This window comes from Motilibacter rhizosphaerae, assembly GCF_004216915.1.
GTDB classification, from domain to species: Bacteria; Actinomycetota; Actinomycetes; order Motilibacterales; family Motilibacteraceae; genus Motilibacter; species Motilibacter rhizosphaerae.
In genome coordinates, this window is the sequence record NZ_SGXD01000003.1 from 564,221 (window position 1) to 588,948 (window position 24,728).

24 protein-coding genes are annotated in these 24,728 nt (G+C 74.2%); 14 read left to right on the forward strand and 10 right to left on the reverse strand.

The window, feature by feature from the left end:
* The first annotated feature begins 295 nt into the window (after positions 1–295).
* Positions 296–823, forward strand: coding sequence for a cysteine dioxygenase (locus EV189_RS20725; RefSeq protein ID WP_130493437.1), 528 nt, complete (start codon positions 296–298; stop codon positions 821–823).
* Entirely contained in the window at positions 817–1,242 is a 426-nt protein-coding gene (locus EV189_RS20730; RefSeq protein ID WP_407938144.1) for a rhodanese-like domain-containing protein, read from the forward strand. Before EV189_RS20725 ends, EV189_RS20730 begins: the two co-directional genes overlap by 7 nt.
* Positions 1,243–1,279: 37 nt before the next feature.
* Here the strand turns inward: EV189_RS20730 and EV189_RS13435 are convergent, their stop codons facing one another.
* The 3 genes from EV189_RS13435 to EV189_RS13445 all read right to left on the reverse strand — a co-directional run bounded on the left by EV189_RS13435 (position 1,280) and on the right by EV189_RS13445 (position 5,515).
* Entirely contained in the window at positions 1,280–1,807 is a 528-nt protein-coding gene (locus EV189_RS13435) for a hypothetical protein (protein ID WP_130493439.1), read from the reverse strand.
* A 42-nt stretch (positions 1,808–1,849) separates the two neighbouring features.
* On the reverse strand, positions 1,850–3,850 hold the full coding sequence (locus tag EV189_RS13440; protein ID WP_130493440.1) for a thioredoxin domain-containing protein: 2,001 nt from the start codon (positions 3,848–3,850) through the stop codon (positions 1,850–1,852).
* A gap of 63 nt (positions 3,851–3,913) precedes the next feature.
* The gene (locus tag EV189_RS13445) at positions 3,914–5,515 is read right to left on the reverse strand and encodes a methyl-accepting chemotaxis protein (protein ID WP_130493441.1); all 1,602 of its coding nucleotides are present in this window, start codon (positions 5,513–5,515) and stop codon (positions 3,914–3,916) included.
* 203 nt (positions 5,516–5,718) lie between these two features.
* On the opposite strand from EV189_RS13445, the gene EV189_RS13450 reads away from it, so the two are divergent.
* Together EV189_RS13450 and EV189_RS13455 are read left to right on the forward strand one after the other, a co-directional pair.
* Complete coding sequence (locus tag EV189_RS13450) at positions 5,719–6,777, forward strand: glucose 1-dehydrogenase (protein ID WP_130493442.1); 1,059 nt, start codon at positions 5,719–5,721, stop codon at positions 6,775–6,777.
* Complete coding sequence (locus tag EV189_RS13455) at positions 6,774–8,537, forward strand: glycoside hydrolase family 15 protein (RefSeq protein WP_130493443.1); 1,764 nt, start codon at positions 6,774–6,776, stop codon at positions 8,535–8,537. The genes EV189_RS13450 and EV189_RS13455 overlap by 4 nt, the downstream gene beginning before the upstream one ends.
* Positions 8,538–8,561: 24 nt before the next feature.
* Here the strand turns inward: EV189_RS13455 and EV189_RS13460 are convergent, their stop codons facing one another.
* Entirely contained in the window at positions 8,562–9,626 is a 1,065-nt protein-coding gene (locus tag EV189_RS13460) for a sodium:calcium antiporter (protein WP_130493444.1), read from the reverse strand.
* A gap of 183 nt (positions 9,627–9,809) precedes the next feature.
* Here EV189_RS13460 and EV189_RS13465 point away from each other — a divergent pair, with 183 nt between their 5' ends.
* On the forward strand, positions 9,810–10,268 hold the full coding sequence (locus tag EV189_RS13465; protein ID WP_130493445.1) for a MarR family winged helix-turn-helix transcriptional regulator: 459 nt from the start codon (positions 9,810–9,812) through the stop codon (positions 10,266–10,268).
* Between the two features lie 28 nt (positions 10,269–10,296).
* On the opposite strand, the gene EV189_RS13470 is transcribed toward EV189_RS13465, so the two are convergent.
* The 4 genes from EV189_RS13470 to mca form a co-directional block, all read right to left on the reverse strand.
* A complete protein-coding gene (locus tag EV189_RS13470; protein ID WP_130493446.1) occupies positions 10,297–11,262 on the reverse strand; it encodes a vitamin K epoxide reductase family protein in 966 nt (321 codons plus the stop codon).
* Positions 11,263–11,377: 115 nt separating this feature from the next.
* Positions 11,378–13,147, reverse strand: a complete 1,770-nt coding sequence (locus EV189_RS13475; RefSeq protein ID WP_130493447.1) for a GH39 family glycosyl hydrolase — start codon at positions 13,145–13,147, stop codon at positions 11,378–11,380.
* An 85-nt stretch (positions 13,148–13,232) separates the two neighbouring features.
* The gene (locus tag EV189_RS13480; RefSeq protein WP_196788574.1) at positions 13,233–13,514 is read right to left on the reverse strand and encodes a hypothetical protein; all 282 of its coding nucleotides are present in this window, start codon (positions 13,512–13,514) and stop codon (positions 13,233–13,235) included.
* Complete coding sequence (gene mca, locus EV189_RS13485; RefSeq protein ID WP_130493448.1) at positions 13,511–14,389, reverse strand: mycothiol conjugate amidase Mca; 879 nt, start codon at positions 14,387–14,389, stop codon at positions 13,511–13,513. The genes EV189_RS13480 and mca overlap by 4 nt, the downstream gene beginning before the upstream one ends.
* Positions 14,390–14,510: 121 nt before the next feature.
* On the opposite strand from mca, the gene EV189_RS13490 reads away from it, so the two are divergent.
* From EV189_RS13490 to EV189_RS13505, 4 genes are all read left to right on the forward strand, one after another.
* Positions 14,511–14,951: a DUF4307 domain-containing protein gene (locus EV189_RS13490; protein WP_165400292.1), complete on the forward strand. Its 441-nt coding sequence runs from the start codon at positions 14,511–14,513 to the stop codon at positions 14,949–14,951.
* 165 nt (positions 14,952–15,116) lie between these two features.
* Positions 15,117–15,602, forward strand: a complete 486-nt coding sequence (gene greA, locus EV189_RS13495) for a transcription elongation factor GreA (RefSeq protein ID WP_130493450.1) — start codon at positions 15,117–15,119, stop codon at positions 15,600–15,602.
* A gap of 254 nt (positions 15,603–15,856) precedes the next feature.
* Positions 15,857–16,393: a MarR family winged helix-turn-helix transcriptional regulator gene (locus tag EV189_RS13500; RefSeq protein WP_130493451.1), complete on the forward strand. Its 537-nt coding sequence runs from the start codon at positions 15,857–15,859 to the stop codon at positions 16,391–16,393.
* Positions 16,390–17,973 (forward strand): MDR family MFS transporter, encoded by a 1,584-nt coding sequence (locus EV189_RS13505; protein WP_130493452.1) that lies wholly within the window; start codon positions 16,390–16,392, stop codon positions 17,971–17,973. Before EV189_RS13500 ends, EV189_RS13505 begins: the two co-directional genes overlap by 4 nt.
* Positions 17,974–18,037: 64 nt before the next feature.
* Here the strand turns inward: EV189_RS13505 and EV189_RS13510 are convergent, their stop codons facing one another.
* Positions 18,038–18,910: a hypothetical protein gene (locus EV189_RS13510; RefSeq protein ID WP_130493453.1), complete on the reverse strand. Its 873-nt coding sequence runs from the start codon at positions 18,908–18,910 to the stop codon at positions 18,038–18,040.
* Between the two features lie 197 nt (positions 18,911–19,107).
* Here EV189_RS13510 and EV189_RS13515 point away from each other — a divergent pair, with 197 nt between their 5' ends.
* The 3 genes from EV189_RS13515 (at position 19,108) to EV189_RS13525 (ending at position 21,126) form a co-directional block, all read left to right on the forward strand.
* On the forward strand, positions 19,108–19,629 hold the full coding sequence (locus EV189_RS13515; RefSeq protein WP_130493454.1) for a SigE family RNA polymerase sigma factor: 522 nt from the start codon (positions 19,108–19,110) through the stop codon (positions 19,627–19,629).
* Positions 19,607–20,485, forward strand: a complete 879-nt coding sequence (locus EV189_RS13520) for a hypothetical protein (RefSeq protein ID WP_130493455.1) — start codon at positions 19,607–19,609, stop codon at positions 20,483–20,485. Before EV189_RS13515 ends, EV189_RS13520 begins: the two co-directional genes overlap by 23 nt.
* Before the next feature lie 89 nt (positions 20,486–20,574).
* Positions 20,575–21,126, forward strand: a complete 552-nt coding sequence (locus tag EV189_RS13525; protein ID WP_130493456.1) for a CG0192-related protein — start codon at positions 20,575–20,577, stop codon at positions 21,124–21,126.
* 7 nt (positions 21,127–21,133) lie between these two features.
* Here EV189_RS13525 and EV189_RS13530 read toward each other — a convergent pair whose 3' ends face one another.
* Positions 21,134–22,534, reverse strand: a complete 1,401-nt coding sequence (locus EV189_RS13530; protein WP_130493457.1) for an ATP-dependent 6-phosphofructokinase — start codon at positions 22,532–22,534, stop codon at positions 21,134–21,136.
* Positions 22,535–22,628: 94 nt separating this feature from the next.
* On the opposite strand from EV189_RS13530, the gene EV189_RS13535 reads away from it, so the two are divergent.
* Entirely contained in the window at positions 22,629–23,222 is a 594-nt protein-coding gene (locus tag EV189_RS13535; protein WP_231116372.1) for a TMEM175 family protein, read from the forward strand.
* A gap of 121 nt (positions 23,223–23,343) precedes the next feature.
* A complete protein-coding gene (locus EV189_RS13540; protein ID WP_130493458.1) occupies positions 23,344–24,726 on the forward strand; it encodes a magnesium chelatase in 1,383 nt (460 codons plus the stop codon).
* The last annotated feature ends 2 nt before the right edge of the window (positions 24,727–24,728 follow it).

Below are 24,728 nucleotides of genomic sequence, written 5' to 3' on the forward strand. Positions count from 1 at the left end.
TCACCGGCGGTGGAAGGCTGGCGCGACATGGCGACCATGCTGCGGGGGGGCGGACGCAGTGTCAAGGGGTGCCCCGTGGTGTCCACCATCTGGACGCACCGGGGGTGGGGGTTGCCGGGAGCGCGGGGCGCACCGCACGCTGCTGCCCATGCACGGGATCCGCAGCACTCGGGACTGGTCGGCGCAGCGCGCCGACTCGTTCGACGAGCGCTGTCGTCGCACGGCTGCCTCCTAGCCCCGCCGCTGCGCCCTGCCCGGGCGGGCGGCACCGCGACGCACTCCCCAGGACTCCCCCATGACCGCGCCCTCGCTGGCACCCGCCCGCACGCCCCTGCTCCCCGCCGCGCCCGCGTCACCGGCGCGCGCGGACCTCCTCGACCTCGCTGTCACGGCCCGCGCCGTCGCCCGCGCCTCCGGCTGGCGCGACCTCGTCCAGTACGACCCCGCCGAGCGGTGGTACGTCCGGCTGGTCGCGACCGACGCGTACGAGGCGTGGCTGCTCTCCTGGCTGCCCGGTCAGTCCACCGGCCCGCACGACCACGGCGGGAGCTCCGGCGCGATGCTCGTCCTCCAGGGCAGCGTCGCGGAGACGACGTTCGCCGGGCTCGGCGGCCCAGGCGCGACGTCGCCCGCCACCCGGACCCTCCCCGAGGGCACGCTGCGGCCGTTCGGCCAGAAGCACGTGCACGACGTCGCCGCGACCGGCGGCCCTGCCGTCACAATGCACGTCTACGCCCCCGCGCTGCGCACGATGACGCGGTACGCGTGGGCCGGCGACCGCCTGGTCGCCGGCGCGACGGAGCGGGCGGGGGCGGACTGGTGACCACTGCCACCGCGACCCGGCCCGCCGGCGCCCGCTCGATCGCCGACGTCCTCGCCGAGGCGCGCTCCCGGCTGGTCCGGCTCGGCCCGCTCGAGGCGCACGCCGCCTGGCAGCAGGGCGCGCTGCTCGTCGACATCCGCCCCGCCGCGCAGCGCGCGCTCGAGGGCGAGGTCCCGGGCGCCCTCGTCATCGAGCGCAACGTGCTCGAGTGGCGGCTCGACCCGGCCAGCGAGGCGCGGCTGCCGGTGGCGGCGTACGACCTGCAGGTGGTCGTGCTCTGCTCGGAGGGCTACACCTCGAGCCTGGCGGCGGCGTCGCTCCAGGACCTGGGCGTGCACCGGGCGACCGACCTCGTGGGCGGGTTCAAGGCCTGGCGGGCCGTGGGCCTGCCGACGACCGGCGGACGCTCGGCCCCCTGAGCCGGACGGCCCCTCAGCTCCCCGAGACGGACTCGGATCAGGCGCTGTCGCGCCCAGGCCCCCGCCCGCGCACCCGCTCGACCTCCTCGAGCGCCTGGCGCAGCTCGCCCAGCCACTCGTCGGCGTGCTGGCCGACGAGGCGCACGCACCACGCCAGCGCGTCCGCGCGCGACCGGGCGACGCCGGCGTCGACGAGCGTGTCGAGCACGACCCGCTCGCGCTGGCGCAGCCGCGTCATCACCGGCACGGCGAGGTTGGTGAACATCCACGTCTCGCCGCCGGCCCGCACGCCCCAGGCGACCTTGCGCCCGAAGCGGTGCTCGGCCTCGGCGGCCAGCGCCATGCGCTGCTCGCGGGTCTCCTCGCGGTAGCGCTTGACCCGGCCCTGCAGCGCGGCGGCGCGCTCGGCGTCGGACGCCCCCTCGGCGAGGGCGGGCTCGTCCAGCGGTCCGACGACGAGGACCTCCTCGCGGTCGACCGTGACCTCCGGGGTGCCTGCGAACAGGCCGTCGGGCAGGCGGCCGGCGAACCAGCCGCGGATGGCGTCGTGCTCCTGGTGTGTCATGCAGCGATGATTACTCGCTTGCACCACTTGCACCAGGGCGGTTCACGCCCGGCGAACGCCGAGGCTGCGCGCGAGCTCCTCGGCCGAGGTGACCGGCCGCTCGCAGACGAACCCGCGGCAGACGTACGCCGCGGCAGCACCGCCGACGAGCGGCCGGTCGGCGAGCAGCGGTGCGCCGCCTGCACCGGGCTGGCCGACCGCGACGACCGCGCCCGGTGAGGGGCTGAGCAGCGCGGTGCGGTGCAGCTCGCGGGCCGACGACCCCTCCCCCACGACGGCGACCTCCAGCGGGCCGGCCACGAGCGCCTCCGCGACCGCCAGCCCCCAGCCGCCGGCGCGGGGGTAGCGCGCGGCGACCAGCGCCGCGGGGGCGAGGGCGCGCTCGGCCGCGGCCCGGTGCGCCGCGGAGCCGGTGAGGGCGGCGTACGAGAGCAGCGCCCCGGCGAGCGCGAAGGCCCCCGAGGGCGTCGGACCGTCGAGCGGGTCGCGGGGGCGCCGCACGAGCTCGACGTCGTCGGCGGCGTCGTACAGACCGCCGTCTGCGGCAGCGAAGCGCTGCAGCGCGGTGTCGATCAGCTCCTGGACGACGGGCAGCAGCGCGGCGTCCCCGGTCACCGCGTGGAGCGCGAGCAGCCCCTCGGCCAGGTCGCCGTGGTCCTCGAGGACGGCTACGCCGGTGCCCGCTACGCCACCCCGGCTCGTCCGGACCAGCCGGCCACCTGGACGGTGCAGGCGGAGCACGAGGTCCGCGGCCTCGCGTGCTGCGGCGACGAACTCGGGCCGGTCGAGCAGCGCCCCCGCCTCCGCCAGCGCGGCGATCGTGAGGCCGTTCCACGCGGTGACGACCTTGTCGTCGCGCCCCGGCCGGACGCGCTGCTCCCGGGCGGTGGAGAGCGCGGCGCGGACCCGGGCGAGCCGTGCGGGGTCGGCGTCGGCCAGCAGCGTCAGCACGCTCGTGCCGTGCTCGAAGGTGCCGGCGGCGGTCACCCCGAGGACCTCCGCCGCCCATGCCCCGTCGTCCGCGCCGAGCACGTCGACGAGCTGCTGCGGCGTCCAGACGGAGAAGCGCCCCTCCTCGCCCTCGCTGTCGGCGTCGAGCGAGCTGGCGAAGCCCCCCTCGGCGGTGCGCAGCTCGCGGAGGAGGAACTCCCCGGTCTCCTCGGCGACGCGGCGGCCGAGGGGGCTGCCATCGAGGCGCCACCAGTGGAGGTAGACCCGCAGCAGCAGGGCGTTGTCGTACAGCATCTTCTCGAAGTGCGGCACCGTCCACGAGTCGTCGACGGAGTAGCGCGCGAACCCGCCCGCGAGCTGGTCGTAGATCCCGCCGCGTGCCATCGCCTCGAGCGTGTGGCCGGCGAGGGCCAGCGCGGTCGCGTCACCGGTGCGCGCCGCGTGGCGCAGCAGGAACTCCAGGGCCGTGGACGGCGGGAACTTGGGTGCGCCGCCGAAGCCACCGCGTACGCCGTCGTGCTCGCGCGCGAGCGCCGCCACCGCTGCCCGCAGGTCGTCCTCGCCGGGAGGGCGTTCGCCCACCGGCAGCTGCGCCCGCTCCTGCAGCTGGGCGAGGATCGACGCCGCCGACGCCCGCAGCTCCTCGCGCCGCTCGCTCCAGGCCGAGGAGACCGACGCGAGCACCTGGCGGAACGACGGCATGCGGTGCGCCGGGCGCGGCGGGAAGTAGGTGCCGCAGAAGAACGGCTGCCCGTCCGGGGTCGCGAACACCGTCATCGGCCAGCCACCGGCGCCGGTCATCGCCTGCGTGGCCTCCATGTAGACCGCGTCGACGTCGGGGCGCTCCTCGCGGTCGACCTTGACGCAGACGAACGCGTCGTTCATCTCCCGCGCGGTCTGCGGGTCCTCGAACGACTCGTGGGCCATCACGTGGCACCAGTGGCAGGCGGCGTACCCGATCGAGATGAGCAGCGGCTTGTCGAGCCGCTGCGCCTCGGCGAGCGGGTCGTCGCCCCACTCCCACCAGTCGACGGGATTGTCCTGGTGCTGCAGGAGGTACGGGCTGGTGGACGACGCGAGGCGGTTCGGCACGTACGCAGCCTGCCCCGGTCCCGGCCGCGCGGAACGGCCGGGGCCCGGGCTCCAGCGATGTCGTCAGACGGTGAACCGCCCGACGATCTGCTGGAGCTCGCTGCTCATGCGGGCCAGGTCGTTCGCCGCGGCCTGCGCCTGGGTCACGGCGGCCGCCGTGGTCTGCGCGGCCTCGGCCACCCCGGTGACGTTGTCCGTGATCTGGCCGGCACCCGTCGCGGCGTCGCTCACGTTGCGGACGACCTCGCCCGTGGTCGCGGTCTGCTCCTCGACGGCGGAGGCGATGGTGGTCTGGTAGTCGTTGATCCGCCCGATGACCTCAGCGATCTGCTCGATCGCGCGCTGCGCGCCGACCGTGTCCAGCTGGATCGCCTCGACCCGTCGCGCGATGTCGTCGGTGGCGCGAGCGGTCTCCTGCGCCAGGTCCTTCACCTCACCGGCGACGACCGCGAAGCCCTTGCCGGCCGCGCCGGCGCGCGCCGCCTCGATGGTCGCGTTGAGCGCGAGCAGGTTGGTCTGCTCGGCGATGGTGTTGATGACCTTCACGACGCTGCCGATCTCGGCCGAGGACTCGCCGAGGCGGGCCATCGTCACACCGGTGCTGCTGGCGAGGGCGACGGCCTCGGCGGCGACGCGGGCGGCCTCGGTCGAGTTGCCGGAGATCTCCCGGATCGAGGCGCCCATCTCCTCCGAGCTGGCGGCGACGGTGGCGATGTTGGCGCCGACCTGCTGCGCGGTCGCGGACACGGCGCCGGCCTGCGCGCTGGCCTCCTCGGCGGCTGCGGCGATCTGCGTGCTCGTGGCGGAGAGCTCCTGGCTGGATCCGGCCAGCACCACGGCGTTCTCCTCGAGGGCGCGCACCGTCGTGCGGAGCGACTCGACGGCCCCGCCGAGGTCGCTCGCCATCGTCCCCACCTCGTCGCGCGAGTCGACCTCCACCCGTGCCGTCAGGTCGCCGCGGGCGAGCGCGGCGGTCATGCCCGCGACGGCGCCCAGCGTGGACACGATCCGTCGGGCCACGAGGACGCCGAGCCCGAGGGCCAGCGCCGCGCCGAGGACGAGCAGGGCGACCATGAGCGTGCGCGCACTGCTGAAGTCCCGCTGCGCGCTGGTCGCGCGTCCTGCGGACTGCGCGCTCTCGGCGGCGAACGCCGCATCCAGGTCCCCGAGCGCCTTCTGCGCCGCGGGCGAGAACTCCTTGTCGCGCGCCTGCTGGAAGCCGGCGAGGTCGTTCGCCCGGCTCAGCGGCAGCATCGTGCTCGTCATCAGCTGGTGCACCGTGCGCCAGTCCGCGGTGAAGGCGTCCACCTTGGTCGGGTCCGCCGCGGTGGGGCGGTACCGCGCGGCGAGCGCGGCCAGCGTGGTCTCGTCCTGGCCGATCGCGGCCTCGAAGGCCGCCTTGCCCGCGGGGTCGGAGGTCGTCGCGTGCTTGTAGAGGTCGAGGCGGACCTGCATCGCCTCGCGCTCGGCCTGGGCGAGCACGCCGAGCGGCTTCACCTGCACCTCGTACATCGCCTGCACCTGCCCTGCGGTGGCGGACAGCTTGACCAGGCCCACCGTGCCCACGACCACGGAGACGAGGACGGCGACGGACACCGCGGCGAGGATCTTGACGAGGACCGGGAGGTCCAGGACGCGCTGCAGGGGCGTACGGGCACCAGGCATCGGGACACTCCTTGACGACGAGCGCGAGGGGCCGTCCCTCCGTCACCTTGTCGGCCGCTGCTCGCCTGTCTTGATGACTATCGACCGATAGGTACTGCTCCGATTGCCCTCAGTCGTGTGCACCACGGCAACCATTCCCGGCGTGGACCGGCCCGGGACGGGGAAGGAGCCGCGCGACGCCGTCCAGCAGGAGGAGACGACCGATGCGCGCCCTGACCGTCGTGCCCGGCACCGCAGGATCCGTCGGGGTCACCGAGGTGCCCGACCCGCAGCCGGGCGAGGGAGAGCTGCTCGTCGACGGGCTCGCGGTGGGGATCTGCGGCACGGACAAGGAGATCGCCTCCGGCGAGTACGGCTGGGCGCCTCCCGGTCGCGACCGCCTCGTCCTCGGCCACGAGTCGCTCGGCCGCGTGCGGCAGGCGCCGGAGGGCTCGTCGTTCAGCGCGGGCGACCTGGTCGTCGGCGTCGTCCGCCGGCCCGACCCCGAGCCCTGCGGTGCGTGCGCTCACGGGCAGTTCGACATGTGCCGCAACGGCGAGTACACCGAGCGCGGCATCAAGGAGATCGACGGCTACGCCAGCGAGCAGTGGGTCGTCGAGGAGGACTACGCGGTGAAGCTCGACCCGCTGCTCGCCGACGTCGGCATGCTCATGGAGCCCACGACCGTCGTCGCGAAGGCCTGGGACGAGGTCGAGCTCATCGGGCGGCGCGCGTGGTTCGAGCCGCGGCGCGTCCTCGTCACCGGTGCCGGCCCGATCGGCCTGCTCGCCGCGCTGCTCGGCGTGCAGCGCGGGCTGGACGTGCACGTGCTCGACCGCGTGACCGACGGGCCGAAGCCGGGGCTCGTGCGGGACCTGGGGGCGACGTACCACTCCGGCTCGTTGGAGGACGCGGTCGCGGGCGGTGCCCCCGACGTCGTCATCGAGGCGACGGGGGTCCCCACCCTCGTCGCCGGGGCGATGGCGCACACCGCGGCGTACGGCATCGTCTGCCTCACCGGCGTCTCCTCCGTCGGGCGGCCGCTGTCGCTCGACATCGGTGGGCTCAACCGCGACATCGTGCTGGAGAACGACGTGGTCTTCGGCTCGGTCAACGCCAACCTCCACCACTACGAGCTGGCCGCGGAAGCGCTGGCGAAGGCGGACGTGCCCTGGCTGGAGCGGCTGGTGTCCCGGCGGGTGCCGCTCCAGCAGTTCGCCGAGGGCTTCACCGCGCAGGAGGAGGACGTGAAGGTCGTGCTGACGCTCGGAGAGCAGGCGTGAGCAAGCGGATCGAGGACTACGCGCTGCTCGGCGACCTGCACACCGCTGCACTCGTGGGGCGCGACGGCTCCGTGGACTGGCTGTGCCTGCCGCGCTTCGACTCCCCCGCGTGCTTCGCCGCCCTGCTCGGCGACGAGGGCCACGGACGGTGGCTCCTCGCACCCGCGGCGGGCGGCACGTGCACCTCGTGGCGCTACCGCGAGGACTCCCTCGTGCTCGAGAGCGAGTGGCGCACCGACGCAGGGACCGTACGCGTGCTGGACTTCATGCCCCCGCGCGGGGAAGCGGCGGACGTGGTGCGGATCGTCGAGGGGGTCTCCGGCCGCGTGCGGATGCGCACCGAGCTGCGCCTGCGCTTCGACTACGGCCACATCCTGCCGTGGGTCCGCCACGACGACGGGGACCTGCGCGCGGTCGCGGGCCCCGACGCCGTCTGGCTGCGCACTCCTGTCGTCCTGGAGCCGCAAGGCCAGCAGCACCAGGCGGAGTTCGAGGTGGCTGCGGGTGAGCGGGTGCCCTTCGTGCTGACCTACGCCCCCTCGCACCAGCCGCGCCCGCGGCAGGCTGAGGCCGAGCGGGCCCTCGCGGAGACGGAGGCTTTCTGGCGCGGCTGGCTCGCGCACTGCTCCTACCGCGGGGAGTGGCAGTCCGAGGTGCGCTCCTCCCTGGTGCTGCTGAAGGCCCTCACCTACGCCCCCACCGGCGGGATCGTCGCGGCGGCCACGACCTCGCTGCCCGAGCAGCTCGGCGGCCCGCGCAACTGGGACTACCGCTTCTCCTGGCTGCGCGACGCGACGTTCACGCTGCAGGCGCTCCTGGGCGGCGGCTACACGAAGGAGGCGAAGGCCTGGCGGGACTGGCTGCTCCGCGCCGTCGCCGGCGACCCGGCCGACCTGCAGATCATGTACGCGGTGGACGGCACCCGGCGGCTGACGGAGTACACCGTCGACTGGCTGCCGGGCTACGCCGGCTCCTCCCCCGTGCGCGTCGGGAACGCGGCCGCGGGCCAGTTCCAGCTCGACGTGTGGGGCGAGACCATCGACGGGCTCTACCAGGCGCGCCAGGCGGGGCTCGACTCCGACGAGGACGCGTGGGCGGTCCAGCGCGTGCTGCTGGACTTCCTCGAGGGCCACTGGCAGGACGACGACAGCAGCCTGTGGGAGGTGCGCGGCCCGCGGCGCCCCTTCGTGCACTCCAAGGTCATGGCCTGGGCCGGCGTCGACAGGGCGGTGCGGTCGGTCGAGCAGGACGGTCTCGACGGCCCGCTCGAGCGCTGGAGGGCCCTGCGCCAGCAGATCCACGACGAGGTCTGCACGCGCGGGTACGACGCGGACCGGCGCACCTTCACCCAGTCCTACGGCTCGCAGGGGCTCGATGCGTCCCTGCTGCTCATCCCCCGCGTCGGCTTCCTCGGCTGGGACGACGAGCGCGTGGTCGGCACCGTCGAGGCGGTCGGGCGCGAGCTGATGCACGAGGGGTTCCTGCAGCGCTACGACCCGAGCGCGGACGGCGGCGTCGACGGCCTCCCCGGCACCGAGGGCGCCTTCCTCGCCTGCACCTTCTGGTACGCCGACGCCCTTCACGGCACCGGCCGCACGGACGAGGCCCGGCAGGTCTTCGAGCGGCTGCTGGCGCTGCGGAACGACCTCGGGATCCTCAGCGAGGAGTACGACCCGACGAGCGGGCGTCAGCTCGGCAACGTGCCCCAGGCCTTCAGCCACGTCGGACTGGTGAACACCGCACTCCGCTTGAGTTCCTAGGCCCGCCGCGCGAGCCCGTCCGCGTCAGTCGGAGACCAGGGCGAGCCCGACGATGCCGAGGACGTAGAGCACGAGCACGGCGATCGAGTCGGGGCCCATCCGCGCGTACTGCTTGCGGGGGCGGAAGACCAGCCCCGTCATGTACGCGACGGTGAGCAGCCCACCGAGAGCCGTCAGGTAGATGTCAGAGCGGTGGGCGTCGGGGAGCACCGACGACCCGGACAGCACGGTCGCCACCAGGAAGAGCACGGGCAGGAAGGCGTTGCCGCCGAAGATGTCGCTGACCGCCAGCTTGTAGTCGCCCATCCGCGTCGAGGTCAGGCCGGTGGAGATCTCGGGCAGCGATGTCGCGGCGGCGAGCACGGTCGCGCCGAACAGGACGCCCGACATCCCCCAGCGGCCGAAGAGCTCCTCGCCGCTGCGCTCGATGAGGACGCCGGCGACGAGGGTCACGACGGCGGCGACGACGAAGACGGTCGCGACCGTGCCCGTCCGCTGCCCCTGCTTGGTGGCAGTCCCCTCCTTCGTCGTCTGCGAGTGCCCCTGCGGCTGCTGCTGGCTGTCCGGCGCGGCACCCCCCTCGTGCCAGGGCAGTCCCTGCCCGGCCTTGCGCACGAGGAAGAGCCCGACGCCCCAGAGCACGGCGATCAGCACGGCACCGGGCGTGAGCCGCGCCGCGATGAGGTCCTTCGGCAGCTGGGTCGAGGCGACGACGACGAGCAGCAGGGCCACGACGAGGGCACCCTCGAGCAGCAGGGTCAGCGAGGCGGCGAGGTAGGTCAGCGGCTTGCGCGGCCGGACCCCTGCGGCGTCGAGGATGACGAGGACCACGGTCTGCGCCGCGATCCCGCCGAGGATGTTGCCCACGGCGACGTCGAGCTGGTGGGCGAGGGCGGCGCTCGCCGTGATCGCGAGCTCCGGGAGGTTCGTCGCGATCGCCAGCAGGACCACGCCGCCGAGGGCCGAGCCCAGGTGGAGCCGCTCCGAGAGCACGTCCGTGGTGTCGGAGAGCTTGATGCCGGCGCCCCAGATCGCGGCCGCGCAGGCAAGGAAGATGACGAGCAGCACGAGGGACGGCAGCGAGGACACGCGGGACTCCACGGGCGAGGGCGGGCTGTTCTCCCTCGTCCTTCCCGGACGGAGCGCAGATCATGTGCAGCAGTGCAACTGACTGGGCACGGGTGGGTGCCGTCGGCCACCATCTGGCGCATCGCAGACCGCTGGTCCTGCGTCCGCCTGCCGCAGAGCGGTCCCGTCTGACAGGCTGGCGCCATGGAGGACGATGACCTCGACGCCGTCATCAACGGCGGGCGCGTGCTCGTCGGCATCGCGGCCCGCTCGCTCGTCGCGCACGCCGACGACGTCACCCTGCCGCAGCTGCGCGCGCTGACCCTCGTCCGCGGCAAGGGTCCTCTGCGGCTCTCCGACCTCGCGGCGGAGCTGGAGATCGACACGTCGACGGCGACGCGGCTGGTGGACCGCCTGGTGCGCAAGGGCTTGCTCAACCGCTCGGTGGAGGCGGCGGACCGGCGCGCCCTGCGACTCACCCTCACGCCCGCGGGGCGTGGCCTGCTGCGGCGGATGACGGAGTACCGCAAGCGCGAGCTGCGCAAGATCCTCGCCCAGCTGAGCGACGAGGAGCTGGTCGACCTGCGGGCCGGGATGCAGGCCCTGTCACGCGTGACCGGGGAGGCACCGGAGGAGGAGCCGCCGGTCAGCTGGGACAGCTGAGGAGGGCTCAGCGCCCGGTCAGAGCGGCTCAGTGCTGCGGGTGCGACTCCGCCAGCAGGTGCCGACCACGCAACCCGCTCGCGAGCTGGACCGCCGCCGCGAGGAGGACCGCGAGGCCGCAGGCGAGCTCCGTCCACAGCGCCACCGCGTACCGGCCGTCGGGCGTGCCGTCCGCAGCGGCCGCGCAGCCGATGAGGAGCAGCCCGAGCAGCAGGGCCACGGTCGGCGAGCGCCGTACCGCCAGCGGCGCCCGGCTCCCGGCCGCGCCCAGGACGAGGAGCACCGCACCGACGACGACGTCGCGCCACAGCTGGGTCCCGGTCCCCCCGTGCTGCTCGTACGCACCGGTGGCGACGACGACGAGCACCAGCCCGGCCGCGAGATGCGTGAGAGCGGCGACGGTCGCGCGGGCCTCCTGGAGCCGGGCGCCCCGCACCAGGTCGACCGGGCGGCCCGCGGCCTCGCCGAGCACGGCGTCGCGCCACCCGACGCCGGTCGCCCGCCGCCGCAGCACCTCCCCCGTGGCCGCTCGCGCCTCGCGCAGCCGGCTGAGGCCCAGGATGGCGACCGACACGGCGGTCGAGAGCAGGCACAGCGAGCAGTAGTGGTGCACCACGGCTGCCTGCACGACCACGAGGGCGAGGCCGCCACCCGCAGCACCCGCGACGACGGCCTCGAACGCGAGCGCGAGCCAGGGCGAGCGCCGCCAACGGCCCGGAGCGCCGAGGAGCCCGAGCACCACCTCCACGGCGTACGCCGCGGCGCCGAGCCCGGCGTCGGACACCGGCAGCGACTCCGAGAACGCACTGTGCAGCACCCGGTCCGACCCGTCCCCGAACACCGGGTCCCACGCCGAGGCGATGCCACCCAGCTGCGCGACGGTGAGGTACGTCGCCACGACGAGCCCGACCGCGGCCAGCGCGACCAGGGGCAGGCGAGCCGACCAGCTCGAGGGGTCGTGCCGCTGGCCCGGAGGCACCTCGGATGCAGCCATGGAGTCGTGGTTCCCGCCGAGTAGCAGCAGAAACGGAGATGCTTGGCCTCATGCACAGATCAGCGCACGTCGGCCCGGCCCGCGAGCAGCGGGCCGGGCCGAGGGGGGCGGAGCGCTAGTTCGGCAGCTCGGTGGCGAGGGTGCCGAGGTGGGCACCCCCACCCGCGACGAGCACCGGGACACCCGTGACCGTGACGGGCGCGCCGGGCGCGACGCTGGCCGTGCTGCCGTCGATCCCGACCGTGCCCGTCGTCGCCGCCGGGGCCCTCAGCGTGTGGTCACCGCCGGTGGACCACAGCACCTGCGCCCAGCCGCCGCCGTCCGGACGCAGGGTGCAGGCCTTGACCTCGCCCTGCGTCGTGCAGCCGACGAGGACCGAGTGGGTCAGCCATCCGGCGACGTGGAACCACGCCTGCGCGGCCGGGGTGAGACCACTGGCGTCGCCGTACACGCCGATGCCGAGGATGCGCGAGACCCCCCAGCGGTACCAGAACACGCGGTCGATGCCGGCCGCGCGGTCCGCGAGCAGCGTCCGCACGATGTACGCGCCGCCCATCGGGTCCGGCACGGGCACCGCGTCCGCGGTCCCGCCGGTGACGCCGTAGTTGACCTCGGTGTTCCAGACCGGCTTCGAGATGCCCCGGCTGCGCAGGGCGTCGACGACGCTCTGCAGCTGCGCAGCGGCGACCTCGGGGGTCTGCTGCGGCATCGGGTAGAGGTGCAGCGACACGACGTCGAGGTCGCTCGCGTCCACCGCGTCGAGGTAGCGGAAGAGCCACCCCTGCTGGCCGCGGGTCCGGGTCGCGAACCCGGGCGAGATGACGAGCGCCTTGGGGTCAGCGGCCTTGACCGCGTCGTGGGCCAGGCTCGTCAGCGTCGCGAGCTGCTGCTCGGTCCCGTGCCAGTAGTCACCGACGAAGTTCGGCTCGTTCCACATCTCGTAGCCCGCGATGCGGCCCTTGTAGCGGCTCGCGACCGCCGACACGTACGCCGTCCACTGGCCGAGGTCGGCCGGCGGCACGCTCGCCCCGGCGACGTCGCCGTACCCGGGCGCCGAGGGGTTGGACGAGGCCCAGGTGGGCGTCTGCCCGAGCACGAGCATCGGCGAGTAGCCGCGGGCCTGGGCGTCGGCGACGGCGGCGTCGAGCGGCGCCCAGTTCCAGACCCCCTGCGCCGGCTCGAGGTCGTTCCAGGTCGTGCCGGTGTCCCAGAGGCGGACGCTGCCGAAGCCGCGCTGCGCCGAGCCGTCGGGGGCGCCGTGGATGCCGAAGTACGACGCCAGCGTGCGGCCCAGCGGCTGCACCGACGGGACCAGCGGACGGTCGACGGGCGCGCTCACGGGACCCGGCTGCGCGGCGAGGGCGCCGGCGACGACCGGGATCACCGGCAGGGGGCAGGCGGAGGTCCGCGGTGCCACCGGGGCCTTCGTGACCGGCTTCTTGACCAGCGGCTTCTTGACCAGCGGCTTCTTGACCAGCGGCTTCTTGACGAGGGGCTTCTTCGCGAGCGGCTTCGGAAGGGGCTTCTTCGTCACCGCCTTCGTGGCGACGGGCGCCTTCGCGACGTGGGCGACGACAGACCGCTTGACGACCGACGGCTTGGTGGCCGCCGGCTTCTTCGTCGCGGGCTTCTTGGCCGTCGGCTTCTTGGCCGCGGGCTTCTTGGCCGTCGGCTTCTTCGCCGCGGGCTTCTTGACCGTCGGCTTCTTCGCCGCGGGCTTCTTGACCGTCGGCTTCGTGACGGTGGTCGGCTTGACCGCGCACGACGCGGTCGTCGCGAGGTCAGTGGCGCCGGCCGGGGTCGCCGGCAGGACGAGGGCGACGGCAGCCGCGCTGAGGGCCAGCAGCCGCAGCCGGGTGCCGAGGGTTCCGGCAGGTGTGAGCACGGGGGGTTCTCCGATGATCCGGGGAGGCTCCGCTGTCGGCCTCCACTGGTGTCATCGGCCGGGCGCCCCGCGCCCTGATCCGTCCTTAGGGGTGACGTCCGTCCTGGGTCCGGCGGCCTTCCCGGGCCCGACGCCCGTCCGCGGAGGCGGCACCCGCGCGGCCCACCTCGCGCTGCTCGACGGCGTCCTCGTCGAAGCGCACCCGGCCGAGGTGGCGGACGAACGAGCGCAGGAGGAACCACAGGGCGATGCCGAGGAGGGCCACGACGAGGAAGCCGGTCACACCAGGGGTGACCTTGCTCTCGTCGAGCGCGGCGAGCACGCGCGCCCCGGCCTGCGCGGTGTGCGCCGCGGCGTACGCGCTCATGCCGTCTCCTCAAGGTCGCGGACGCCCGCGAACAGGTCGTCCTCCGGCAACCGTACGCCGACGGTCGAGCGGGCGAGCTCGTAGTCGTCGGTGGGCCAGACCTTCTGCTGCAGCTCGATCGGGCAGGCGAAGAACGGCCCGTCGGGGTCGATCTGCGTCGCGTGCGCCAGCAGGGCCCGGTCGCGCACCTCGAACCACTCGGCGCAGGGCACGCGGGTCGTGATCGGACGCTCGGGGCGCTCCGCCCAGCGCTCGAGCCACTCGGCGTACGGCGACTCGAGGCCCGCCTCGACCATCGCCGAGTGCAGGGCGAGCGTGCGGGCGCGGGTGAAGCCCTGGTTGTAGTAGAGCTTCGAGGGCGCCCAGGGCTCCCCGGCCTCCGGGTACGCCGCGGGGTCGCCGGCCGCGTCGAAGGCGATGCTCGTGATGCGGTGGCACATGATGTGGTCGGGGTGGGGGTAGCCGCCGTTCTCGTCGTAGGTCGTGACGACCTGCGGGCGGAACTCGCGGATGACCCGCACGAGCGCCTCCGCCGCGACGGCGGGGTCCTGCAGGCCGAAGCACCCCCCGGGCAGCGCGGGGAGCGGGTCGCCCTCCGGGAGCCCCGAGTCGACGTAGCCGAGCCAGACCTGGCGGACGCCGAGGATCTCGCGGGCGGCGTCCATCTCGCGGGCGCGGATCGCCGGCAGGTCGGCGAGCACCGCGGGGTCCTCGGCGAGGCGCGGGTTCAGCACGGAGCCGCGCTCACCGCCGGTGCAGGTGGCGACGAGGACGTCCGCGCCCTCGGCGACGTAGCGGGCCATGGCGGCGGCACCCTTGCTCGACTCGTCGTCGGGGTGGGCGTGCACCGCGAGCAGGCGCAGGCGGTCGGGCAACGCGCACTCCCTCGGGCTGGTGGCAGGATGGGTCGCAGGCCATCTTCCCCCACCGGCGGCGCGGCTGCCCCCGGCGTGGGCGCGGCGGTCCGCAGCGGGGGCGAGCAGCAGGGGGCGAGCGGTGAGCGGGAGCGCGGCGGGCGGCCCGGCCGCACCTGCACCAGCGCGGGCGCGCCCGGCCGAGCGCTACGGCGACCCGCGACCCGGTGCGCGCCGGGCGCTGGTCGTGGGCGGTGCCGCCGTCGCCGCCCTGCTCGTGGCGTTCCTCGCCTGGGTCGCGCTGCGGGGCACGGGCTCCGGACCGACCGGCAGCGTCGCCCGCTTCATGCGCCTCGGTCCGACCAGCCTGTCCGCCGACCTGACCGCCACCGGTCCCGCCGGGGAGGCGCTCGCCTGCGCCGTCCGCGCGACCGACGGCAGCGGCGGCACGGTGGGCCGGCTGCGGGTCGTCCTGCCGGCGGGCAGCCGGACGCGCACCGCGCGCGTCGTGGTCCCGACGGTCTCCCCCGCGAGCGGGGTGGACGTCGTGTCCTGCTCGGTCGCCCGGCCCGCGGCACCGTAGGGGTCCCACCAGCGGGGGTGCGGCAGCAGGGGGCGGCAGGGGTAGGGTGGACGGTTCCCACGCCCCGGCGGTCGCTGACGACCACCGGGGCTCGCCCACGACGACGCCGGGGCGGCACCGCGACCGCGCGGAGCCCGACCGGATGGCACGACGGAGGAGGACCCGATGAGCGAGACGACCAGCACCACCTGGCTCACGCAGGAGCAGTACGACCGGCTCACGGCCGAGCTGGAGCAGCTCCGGGGCCCGGCCCGGGCCGAGATCGTCAAGCGCATCGAGGCGGCGCGCGAGGAGGGCGACCTCAAGGAGAACGGCGGCTACCACGCCGCGAAGGAGGAGCAGGGCAAGCAGGAGGCGCGCATCCGCCAGCTGCAGCAGCTGCTCGAGCGCGCCCAGATCGGCGCCCCCAAGGCCGCCGACGGCACCGTCGCGCCCGGCATGGTCGTGACCGCGGACGTCGCGGGCTTCGAGGAGCGCTTCCTGCTCGGCTCGCGCCAGGGCATCTCCGGCGACATCGACGTCTACTCCCCCGACAGCCCGCTCGGCGCGGCGATCCTCGGCCAGCGGGTGGGGTCCACCACGTCGTACACCGCGCCGAACGGCAAGGAGATCACGGTCGTCGTCAAGGCGGCGGCGCCGTACGCCCGCTGACGCTCCTCCCGCCCGGTCAGCGAACGGGGGCACCCAGGACGGCTCCGGCCGGAACTGGGTGCCCCTGTTCGCGTGCGGTGCGCGGCCCCTCCATCGAACAGGGGCACCCAGTGGCGGCCGGAGTGCCAGTGGGTGCCCCCGTTCCCAGCGGGGCGGGCGCGCCCGCCGCTCCGTACGCGCCCGTCCGAGTGGTCCTCGACGGGGCCGCGGAAAAGAACTTGCATGCTGCAGGCATCCGCCCTACAGTTCCTTGCATGGCCCAAGCAACCAGCACGAGCACTCCGCTCGAGACGCCGGTCGAGGGTCTCGAGAGCACCGTCGAGGGCGTCGTCACCGCGCTCTACGGCAGCCTGCGCACGCTCAAGCGCGCCGGCTCCGAGACCGGCGTCGACGGCGCTGCGTCCTTCGTCCTGCACTACCTGCTGGCGAAGGGCGCCGTCCGGCCCAGCGAGCTCGCGGCCGAGATGTGCCTGGACGGCTCCACCGTGAGCCGGCACCTCCAGGCGCTCGAGCGCCTCGACCTCGTGAGCCGGGAGCGCGACCCCGCCGACGGGCGTGCCTTCCGGGTGACGTGCACCGAGGCGGGGCGCGCGGCGCACGCCGCCAGCATCGCGGCCCGGACCGCCATGCTCACCTCCGCCGTCGAGTCCTGGGACCCGACCGACCTGTCGCAGCTCGAGCAGCTGCTCCGCCGCCTCGCCGACGACCTCGCGAAGGCGCCCACCACCCGCACGACCACCCCGGTCGCGACCACCCCGGTCAGCGACCGCGAGACGGGAGACCCCCGATGAGTGCGACGACCGCACCCCCCACCCCCACCTACCTGCCGCAGCGCCAGCTGATCACCGTCATCGGTGCGCTCATGCTCGGCATGCTGCTGGCGGCGCTCGACCAGACGATCGTCTCGACGGCGCTCCCGCGCATCGTCAGCGACTTCGGCGGCGTCGACAAGCTGTCGTGGGTCGCCACGGCGTACCTCCTGACCTCGACGGCGGCCACCCCGCTCTACGGCAAGGTTAGCGACATGTTCGGCCGCAAGCTGGTGTTCCAGTTCGCGATCGTCACGTTCCTCCTCGGCTCCGCGCTCGCCGGCGCGTCGCAGAACATGGGCGAGCTCATCGCGACCCGGGCCCTGCAGGGCATCGGGGCCGGTGGCCTCATGGCCCTGGTGTTCGCGATCATCGGCGACATCGTGCCGCCGCGCGAGCGCCCGAAGTACATGGCGCCGTTCGTCGGCGTCTGGGGCCTCGCGAGCGTCGCGGGCCCGCTGCTCGGCGGCTTCTTCACCCAGCACCTGTCGTGGCGCTGGATCTTCTACGTCAACCTGCCCGTCGGCGCCGTCACCCTCGTCGTCGTCGCCGCGGTGCTGAAGCTGCCGGTGCACAAGCAGCAGCACAAGGTCGACTACACCGGTGCCGCTCTGCTCGTCGCCGCCGTGACCTCGCTGCTGCTCTACCTGTCCTGGGCCGGCACCGAGTACGGCTGGGTCGACGGCCGCTCGCTCGCCCTCGCCGCCCTCGGCGTCGTGCTCGGCGTGGTCTTCGTCCTGCAGGAGCGCCGCGCGGCCGAGCCGATCGTGCCGCTCGACCTGTTCCGCAACGACGTGGTCTCGGTGACGAGCGTCATCGGCTTCGTCCTCGGCACCGTGATGTTCGGCTCGACGATCTACATCCCGCTCTACCTGCAGATCGTGAAGGGCTACTCCCCTACCGAGTCGGGCCTGCGCATGCTGCCCCTCATGCTCGGCATCGCGATCGCCTCGATCACGTCCGGCCGGCTGATCTCGCGCTTCAACCGCTACAAGGTCTTCCCGATCATCGGGACGATCACCTTCACCATCGGGCTGTTCCTCATGTCACGGCTCGCCGCGGACACCTCGGCGCTCTACTCGGGCATCGCGATGTTCGTCGTCGGCGCCGGCGTCGGCCTCGTGATGCAGGTGCTCATGGTCGCGGTGCAGAACGCCGTGGACTTCTCGGTCCTCGGGGTGGCCACCTCGATGTCGACGTTCTTCCGCAGCATGGGCGGCACCTTCGGCATCGCGGTGCTCGGGGCGGTCCTCACCTCGCGGCTCGGCAACGAGCTCGCCGACCGGGTGCCGGCGTCGGCCGCAGCCAGGCTCGGCGACCCGAAGCAGCTGGAGAACCCGGCGGCCATCGTCAAGCTCCCCGAGCCCGTGCACGGCGAGGTGGTCGAGTCCTTCGTCCACGCGCTGCAGAGCGTCTTCCTCTGGTCGATCCCGGTCGCCGTGGTGGCGTTCGTGTTCTCCCTGCTGCTGCGCGAGGTCCCGCTGCGCGGGCGCACCCCCTCGCCGGAGCAGCGCGCCGAGGGCGAGGCAGCCGAGGTCGCCCCGGTCTTCGCGCTCGACTGACGCAGACCCGCACAAGAAGGGCCCGGCAGGATCTCTCCTGCCGGGCCCTCCTGCTGTCCTGCGGCTACTTCAGCGGGCTGAAGGCCCACATCCCCATGAGCGCGTGCGGCATCCCGGTCGTCTCGTCCGGCACCCAGCAGAAGCCGCCGTACGGGCCGGCGGGCGCGGAGTACGTCAGCAGCTGGGACTGCCCGGGCGAGAGCACGTCGGTGCCGAAGGCGATGCCGGTGAGCGGCGGCGGGCCGGGGTTCTTGCCGGCGGCGGCGAGCTTGAGGAAGGCCGCGAGCTTCGCCTTCGTCGAGCCCTTCTTCAGCCCTTCGAGGAAGAGGAAGTGCAGGTCGTCGCTCGTGTTCTTGACCAGCAGCGTCCCGGACTTCGGCAGGGTGGACGGCAGGCGGAACCGCTCCCCGTCGACCATCGTCGCCGTTGCGGTGGACTTCGGGGCGGTGTGCGTCGCGGCCCCGCTGATGGTGAGCGTGCGGACCGAGAAGCTCGCCTCGTCGATGGCGTAGTAGGTGCCGGGTGTGAGGGTGAGCCACGCGGTCAGCGGCGTCGCCTTGCCGACGTCGGCGCCGCCGTAGAAGGTCGCGCCCGCGTGCAGCTTGCGGGTGGTGGCGGCTGCCTGGGCGGGCGTCGTGCCGTCGCCGCTGACCACGCGGATCCACCCCGCGATCTGCTTCGAGGTGTAGCCCTTCTTGGGCTTGAAGACGAGGAAGCCGACCGTCTCGTCAGCGGGCACGGTCGGCGTCGAGACGGCGAAGGAGACCGCGCCGGAGTGCGTGACCTTCGTGGTCGAGAGGTGGAACGCCTTCGCGGTCAGCGAGACGGTCACGTCGGCACCGGGGGCCGCGGCCGGGTCGGCGGCCGAGGCGGCGCCGGGGGCGGCCGCGAGGAGCAGGGCGGCCGCGGGCAGTGCCGCGAGGATGCGCTTGTGCACGGAGGTCCTTCCAGGTGGGAGCGGTGCTGGCTGCGACGTGACGCTAGGAGGTCGGGCGCCCGCGCGACGCCGCTCCTCCCGCACGCTGCCCGAAGGGGCGCCCGCTCGGCGGACCGGTGCGCGGTCGGACCGCAACCAGGACCCCTCGGGGCGCGTCAACCGGTCGTAGGGAGCAGCGAGCGGAGGAGCGTGGGGGCGTGACGGAGGACGAGTTCAGCCAGTTGTACGCCGCCAGCCAGCCCCGGCTGGTCCGGGCGGTGTACGCGGTGACCGGCGACCTCGGCGAGGCGCAGGACGTCGTCAGCGAGACCTTCGTCCGCGCCTGGACGAAGCGCCGCACGCTCGGTGACGTCGACGCGCCCGAGGCGTGGCTGCGCACGGTGGCGCTGCGCCTCGCGGTGAGCAGGTGGCGGCGGGCGCGGACGTCGGCGGCGGCCTGGCGGCGGCACGGTCCGCCGCCCGACGTACCCGGCCTCTCACCGGACAGCGTCGCGCTCGTCGCCGCGCTGCAGCGGCTGCCCGACGCCCAGCGCGTCGTCACGGTCCTGCACTACCTCTACGACCTGCCCCTCGAGCAGATCGCCGTCGAGACCTCGACGTCGCTCGGCTCGGTGAAGTCCCGGCTGTTCCGGGCCCGCAGCGCGCTCGCGCCGCTGCTCGACGACTCGCTCCACGACCCGACTCCGGAGGAACCCCGTGTCCGAACCGCGCCTCGCTGAGGCCTTCCACCGGCTCGACGACGAACTGCCCGTCGACCCCGGAGCCGCCCCGGCACACCTCGTCCGCCGCGCGCAGCGCCGGCACGTCGTCCGTCGCGCCACCGCGGGGAGCACGGCGGTCGTCGTGGCCGCCGCGCTGACCGGCACCGCGGCCGCCGAGGACTGGGGGCCGTTCGCGCAGGGGCACGGCCGCACCGTCGTCGCTGGCAACGAGCCCGACGTCGTCGTCACCCCGGTGCCGGCGCCGTGCACGGACCCCGACACGTACAGCACGTCGGGCTCCGGCCCGGCGGAGGTCGACCTGCCCGCCGCCGCCTCCGCGCAGGCTGAGCAGCTGCTCACCCCGCCCCTGCTCGGCTGGCCGGCGCAGAAGGGGCCGGGCGCCGGCTCGGCGCGCGGCTTCCGCGGCACTGCCGACGCCAGTGCGTACGTCGGCGCGGCGTCCACGGACTTCACCTCCGCCGACGACGCCAAGGGCCAGCACTTCGAGCTGGGCGAGGTCGTCGCGAAGCTCGCGCCGGGCAAGGCGGACACCGTCTACGCCTCCGCGCTCCGCCTGCTGACCTGCACGAGCAAGGACCACCAGGCGAGCGTCCTGGGGGCGGGGCCGGGGTGGGTCGCGGTCAAGGAGTTCACCGTCGTGGCCGACGACGGCAACGGCCAGTGGCAGTGGGTCGTCCTGGCGCGCGACGGCGACGTCGTGGCGGAGTCCGACCTGAACGTCTGGGGGAAGACCGAGGCGCAGTACGACGCCCACCTCTCGCCGACGTGGCTCGCAGCACTGGGCGAGGCCATGGTCGCCCGGCTCGCCGGCCAGACCGCGCCCGTGGTGGGCGCGCCGACCACGACCGGCTGACCCTCGGTACCCAACGTCGTGGCCCTGGTTCGCGCTCCGGCACCGCACCAGGGCCACGACGTCGGGTGCCTGGCGCTAGCCTCCGGGCCATGGCGATCATCCACCGGGCGGAGCTCACCCCCGGCAAGCTCGAGCTGCTCGAGCAGTGGCTCCCCCGGCAGTCCTGGTACGCCGGGTCCGCACCACTGGAACGGCTGGGCGCGTACCGGTTCGACGATCCCGCCGGCGAGGTCGGGGTCGAGGTGCTGCTCGTGTCCGGTGGCGGGCGGTGGCAGGTGCCGCTGACCTACCGCGCGGCGCCGCTCGACGGGGCCGACGAGCACCTCGTCGGCACCACGCAGCACTCGGTGCTCGGGCACCGCTGGGTCTACGACGGGTGCGCGGACCCGGTGGCGGTCGCGCTGCTCGCCGACGCCGTACGCACCGGCGCCGGCGAGGCGCAGGAGTACGTCGAGACCGACGGCGAGCTCGTGCCGCGGGCGGCCTCCGCGTCGGTACGCGGCAGCGGCGGCGCCGGGTCGGAGCTGGTCGTCCGCCGCCACCTCGACGGCGGCTGGGACGTGCCTGCGGGCGCGCCGGTGCTCACCGGCACTTGGGAGGGACAGGCCGAGCCCCTCGTGCTCGCGGCTCTGCTGCCCTGACCCCGAGCTAGGCCGTCCGCACAGCCGGGGTGTTCCACTGCGCGGGCAGCGGTTCCAGCAGCGGAGGGCCCAGCCGGGGCGGCTGGCCGGTCGCCTCGAGGACGGCCAGCCAGAGGTCGCCGTCGGGGGCGACGGTGTTGCGCGCGCTGACCGCCAGCGGGATCGGCACGTGCACGAAGCGGCCGCGCCAGCGGCCGACCACGATCGCGGTCCGTCCGGCCATCGCCGCGTGCACCGCGGTGTGGGCCAGCCGCATGCAGTAGACGCTGTCGTACGCGTTGGCCGGCACGCTGCGGATCGCGTAGCTCGGGTCGATGTAGCGCAGGTTGAGCTCCTCGCCCTTGCGGGCGAAGGACTCCTGGATCCGGTCGCGCAGCAGCACGCCCACGTCGCCGAGCTTCGCGTTGCCCGACGCGTCGCGCTGCCGCGAGGCCGGGAGGTACTCCTGGCCGGCACCTTCGGCGACCACGACCACCGCGTGGCCCTGGTCGCGCACCCGCCGGTGCAGGTGGTCGAGCAGGCCGCCCTCCCCGTCGAGCGCGAACGGCACCTCGGGGATGAGGACGACGTCAGCACCGCGGTGGGCGAGAGCGGCGTAGCAGGCGATGAAACCGCTGTGCCGCCCCATGAGCTTGACCAGGCCGACACCCGCGGGCGCGCTGCGCGCCTCGACGTGCGCGGCGCGGATCGCCTCAGCGGCAGCCGCGTAGGCGCTCTGGAAGCCGAAGCTCTGCTCGATGAAGGGGATGTCGTTGTCGATGGTCTTCGGCACCCCGACGACGGCGATGGCCGCCCCGCGGCTGCGCGCGCACTCGGCGATGCGCAGCGCACCGCGCATCGAGCCGTCGCCGCCGACGACGAACAGGACGTCGATCCCCCAGCGCTGCAGGGTGTCCACGACCTCCTCGGGGTCCTGCTCGCCGCGCGAGCTGCCGAGCACCGACCCGCCGGACTCGCCGATGCCGCTGACGGACTCGAGGGTGAGCGCCACCGGGCTGAGGCCGTAGCGCGGCACGAGGCCGCGGAACCCGTCCCGGAAGCCCAGGACCCGCCGGACGCCGTAGTGCGTCGTCAGCTCGAGGGTCAGCGCGCGGATCACGTCGTTGAGGCCCGGGCACAGGCCTCCGCACGTGACGATGCCGGCGCGTACGGTCCGCGGGTCGAAGAAGAGCCGGCGTCGCGGCCCTCCGGGCTCGAACGACGGCAGGTCGGCGAGACCCTCGTGGGCAGCGAGGGCAGACACCGTGTCGTCGAGCAGCACCCGGTCGTCCTCGGCGACGTAGTGCTCGGTCGTGCGGCGGCCCGCGAGCAGGCCGGCCAGCGGCGACCCGTACGCCCGCGGCCCGAGGGTCGTCACCTCGAGCTCGGCGCGCGTCGGGCTGTGCTCCGGTGGAGGCACGAGGTCCATGGGCCGAGGATCGCACCCGGACTTCTCCGGCGCGGATCCGTCCTGTTACGGGAGCGTCTCCCACCGCACCGCCCGGTCCTGGCAGGATGCGGCCGTGCCCGCGGCCAGCACCTCGCGCGTCGAGGCCTTCAGCGACGGCGTCTTCGCGATCGCGATCACCCTGCTGGTGCTGGAGATCCGCGTGCCGGAGGACACGAGGCACCTGGCGCACGGGCTGCTCGATCTGTGGCCGTCGTACCTCGCCTTCGGCGTCTCGTTCCTCCTGGTCGGGCTGGTGTGGGCGAACCACCACGTGATGTTCGAGCACATCCGCGCGGCCGACCGGCCGCTGCTGTTCCTCAACACGCTGCTGCTGATGAACGTCTCGTTCCTCCCGTTCGCCGCTGCTGTGCTCGCCGCCGCCCTGCGTGACGGGCACGGCGAGCGCACTGCCGTCGTGCTCTACGGCGGCACGCTGGTCGTGGGCGGGGTGTTCTTCAACGCCATCTGGGAGTGGGCGCGGCGCGGGCACCAGCTGCTCGGCACCTCGATCGACCCCGCGGGGGCGCGGGCGGTCAGCCGGCGCTTCCTGCTCGGCCCTGCGCTGTACGCGGCCGGCACCGCGCTGGGGGCCGCGGTGCCGCTGCTCGGGCTGCTGGTGTTCGCCGCGCTGATCGTCTTCTACTGGCTGCCGGTGACCGCCCGCTGACACCCGACGTTGTGTGGCTGGTTCGGTGCCATCACGCGAACCAGCACCACAACGTTGGGTTCCGCTCTGCGCGGACAGCCGCCCTCTCGCGCGGGCGGGACGCCGGACGTACGGTCGGAGCGTGAGAGCCGCCACCCTCGGCGCCCTGCGCGCCTCCGGACACGTCCACCGCACGGTCAAGGAAGAGCTCCGCGACAACCTGCTCGCCGCGATGCGCTCCGGCGAGGGGCGCTTCCCGGGCATCGTCGGCTTCGACGAGACCGTCCTCCCCCAGCTCGAGCGCGCGATCATCGCCGGCCACGACGTGGTGCTGCTCGGCGAGCGCGGCCAGGGCAAGACGCGCCTGATCCGTACGCTCATCACCCTGCTCGACGAGTGGGCGCCCGTGGTCGAGGGCTGCGAGATCAACGACCACCCGTACGCGCCGGTCTGCGGCCGCTGCACCCGCCTGCTGGCCGAGCGCGGCGACGACCTGCCCGTCGCCTGGAAGCACCGCAGCGAGCGCTACGGCGAGAAGCTCGCGACGCCGGACACCAGCGTCGGTGACCTCATCGGCGACATCGACCCGGTCAAGGTCGCCGAGGGCCGCACGCTCGGCGACCCCGAGACGGTGTACTTCGGCCTGGTGCCGCGGACGAACCGCGGCGTCTTCGCCATCAACGAGCTGCCCGACCTCGCCGAGCGCATCCAGGTCGCGCTGCTCAACGTGCTGGAGGAGCGCGACATCCAGGTGCGCGGCTACCAGCTCCGCCTGCCGCTCGACCTCATCCTCGTGGCGAGCGCGAACCCCGAGGACTACACGAACCGCGGCCGGATCATCACCCCGCTGAAGGACCGCTTCGGCGCGGAGATCCGCACGCACTACCCGCTGGACCTCGACGCCGAGGTGGAGCTCGTCGTGCAGGAGGCCGCCCTGCCCGCGGTCGTGCCGCAGCACCTCGTCGAGACCGTCGCCCGCTTCACCCGGCTGGTGCGCGAGTCGCCGAGCGTCGACGCGCGCTCCGGTGTCTCGGCGCGCTTCTCCGTCGCCGCCGTCGAGACGGTCGCGGCGTCCGCGCTGCGCCGCGCCGCGCTCACCGGTGAGTCCCCTGCCGTCGCGCGCTTCTCCGACCTCCCGGCCGTGCTCGACACCCTGCTCGGCAAGGTCGAGTTCGAGGTGACCGAGGAGGGCAACGAGCGCGAGGTGCTGGCGCACCTGCTGCGCCGGGCCACCGTCGAGACGTTCCGCGCGCACCTCTCGGCGAGCGACCTGACCGGGCTGCTGCAGAAGTTCGAGGAGGGGCTCGTCGTCGAGACCGGGGACCTGGTGCCGGGGACGCGCCTGCTCGAGCAGGTCGGCCCGCTGCCCGGCCTCGGCGGCATCCTCGACCGGCTCGGCATGGGCGACAACGTCGACGCACCCGTCTACGCCGCGAGCGCGCTCGACTTCGCCCTCGAGGGGCTCTTCCTCAACCGGAGGATCTCCAAGGACGAGGACGCCGGCCGCGCGGTCTACGGCGGCTGAGC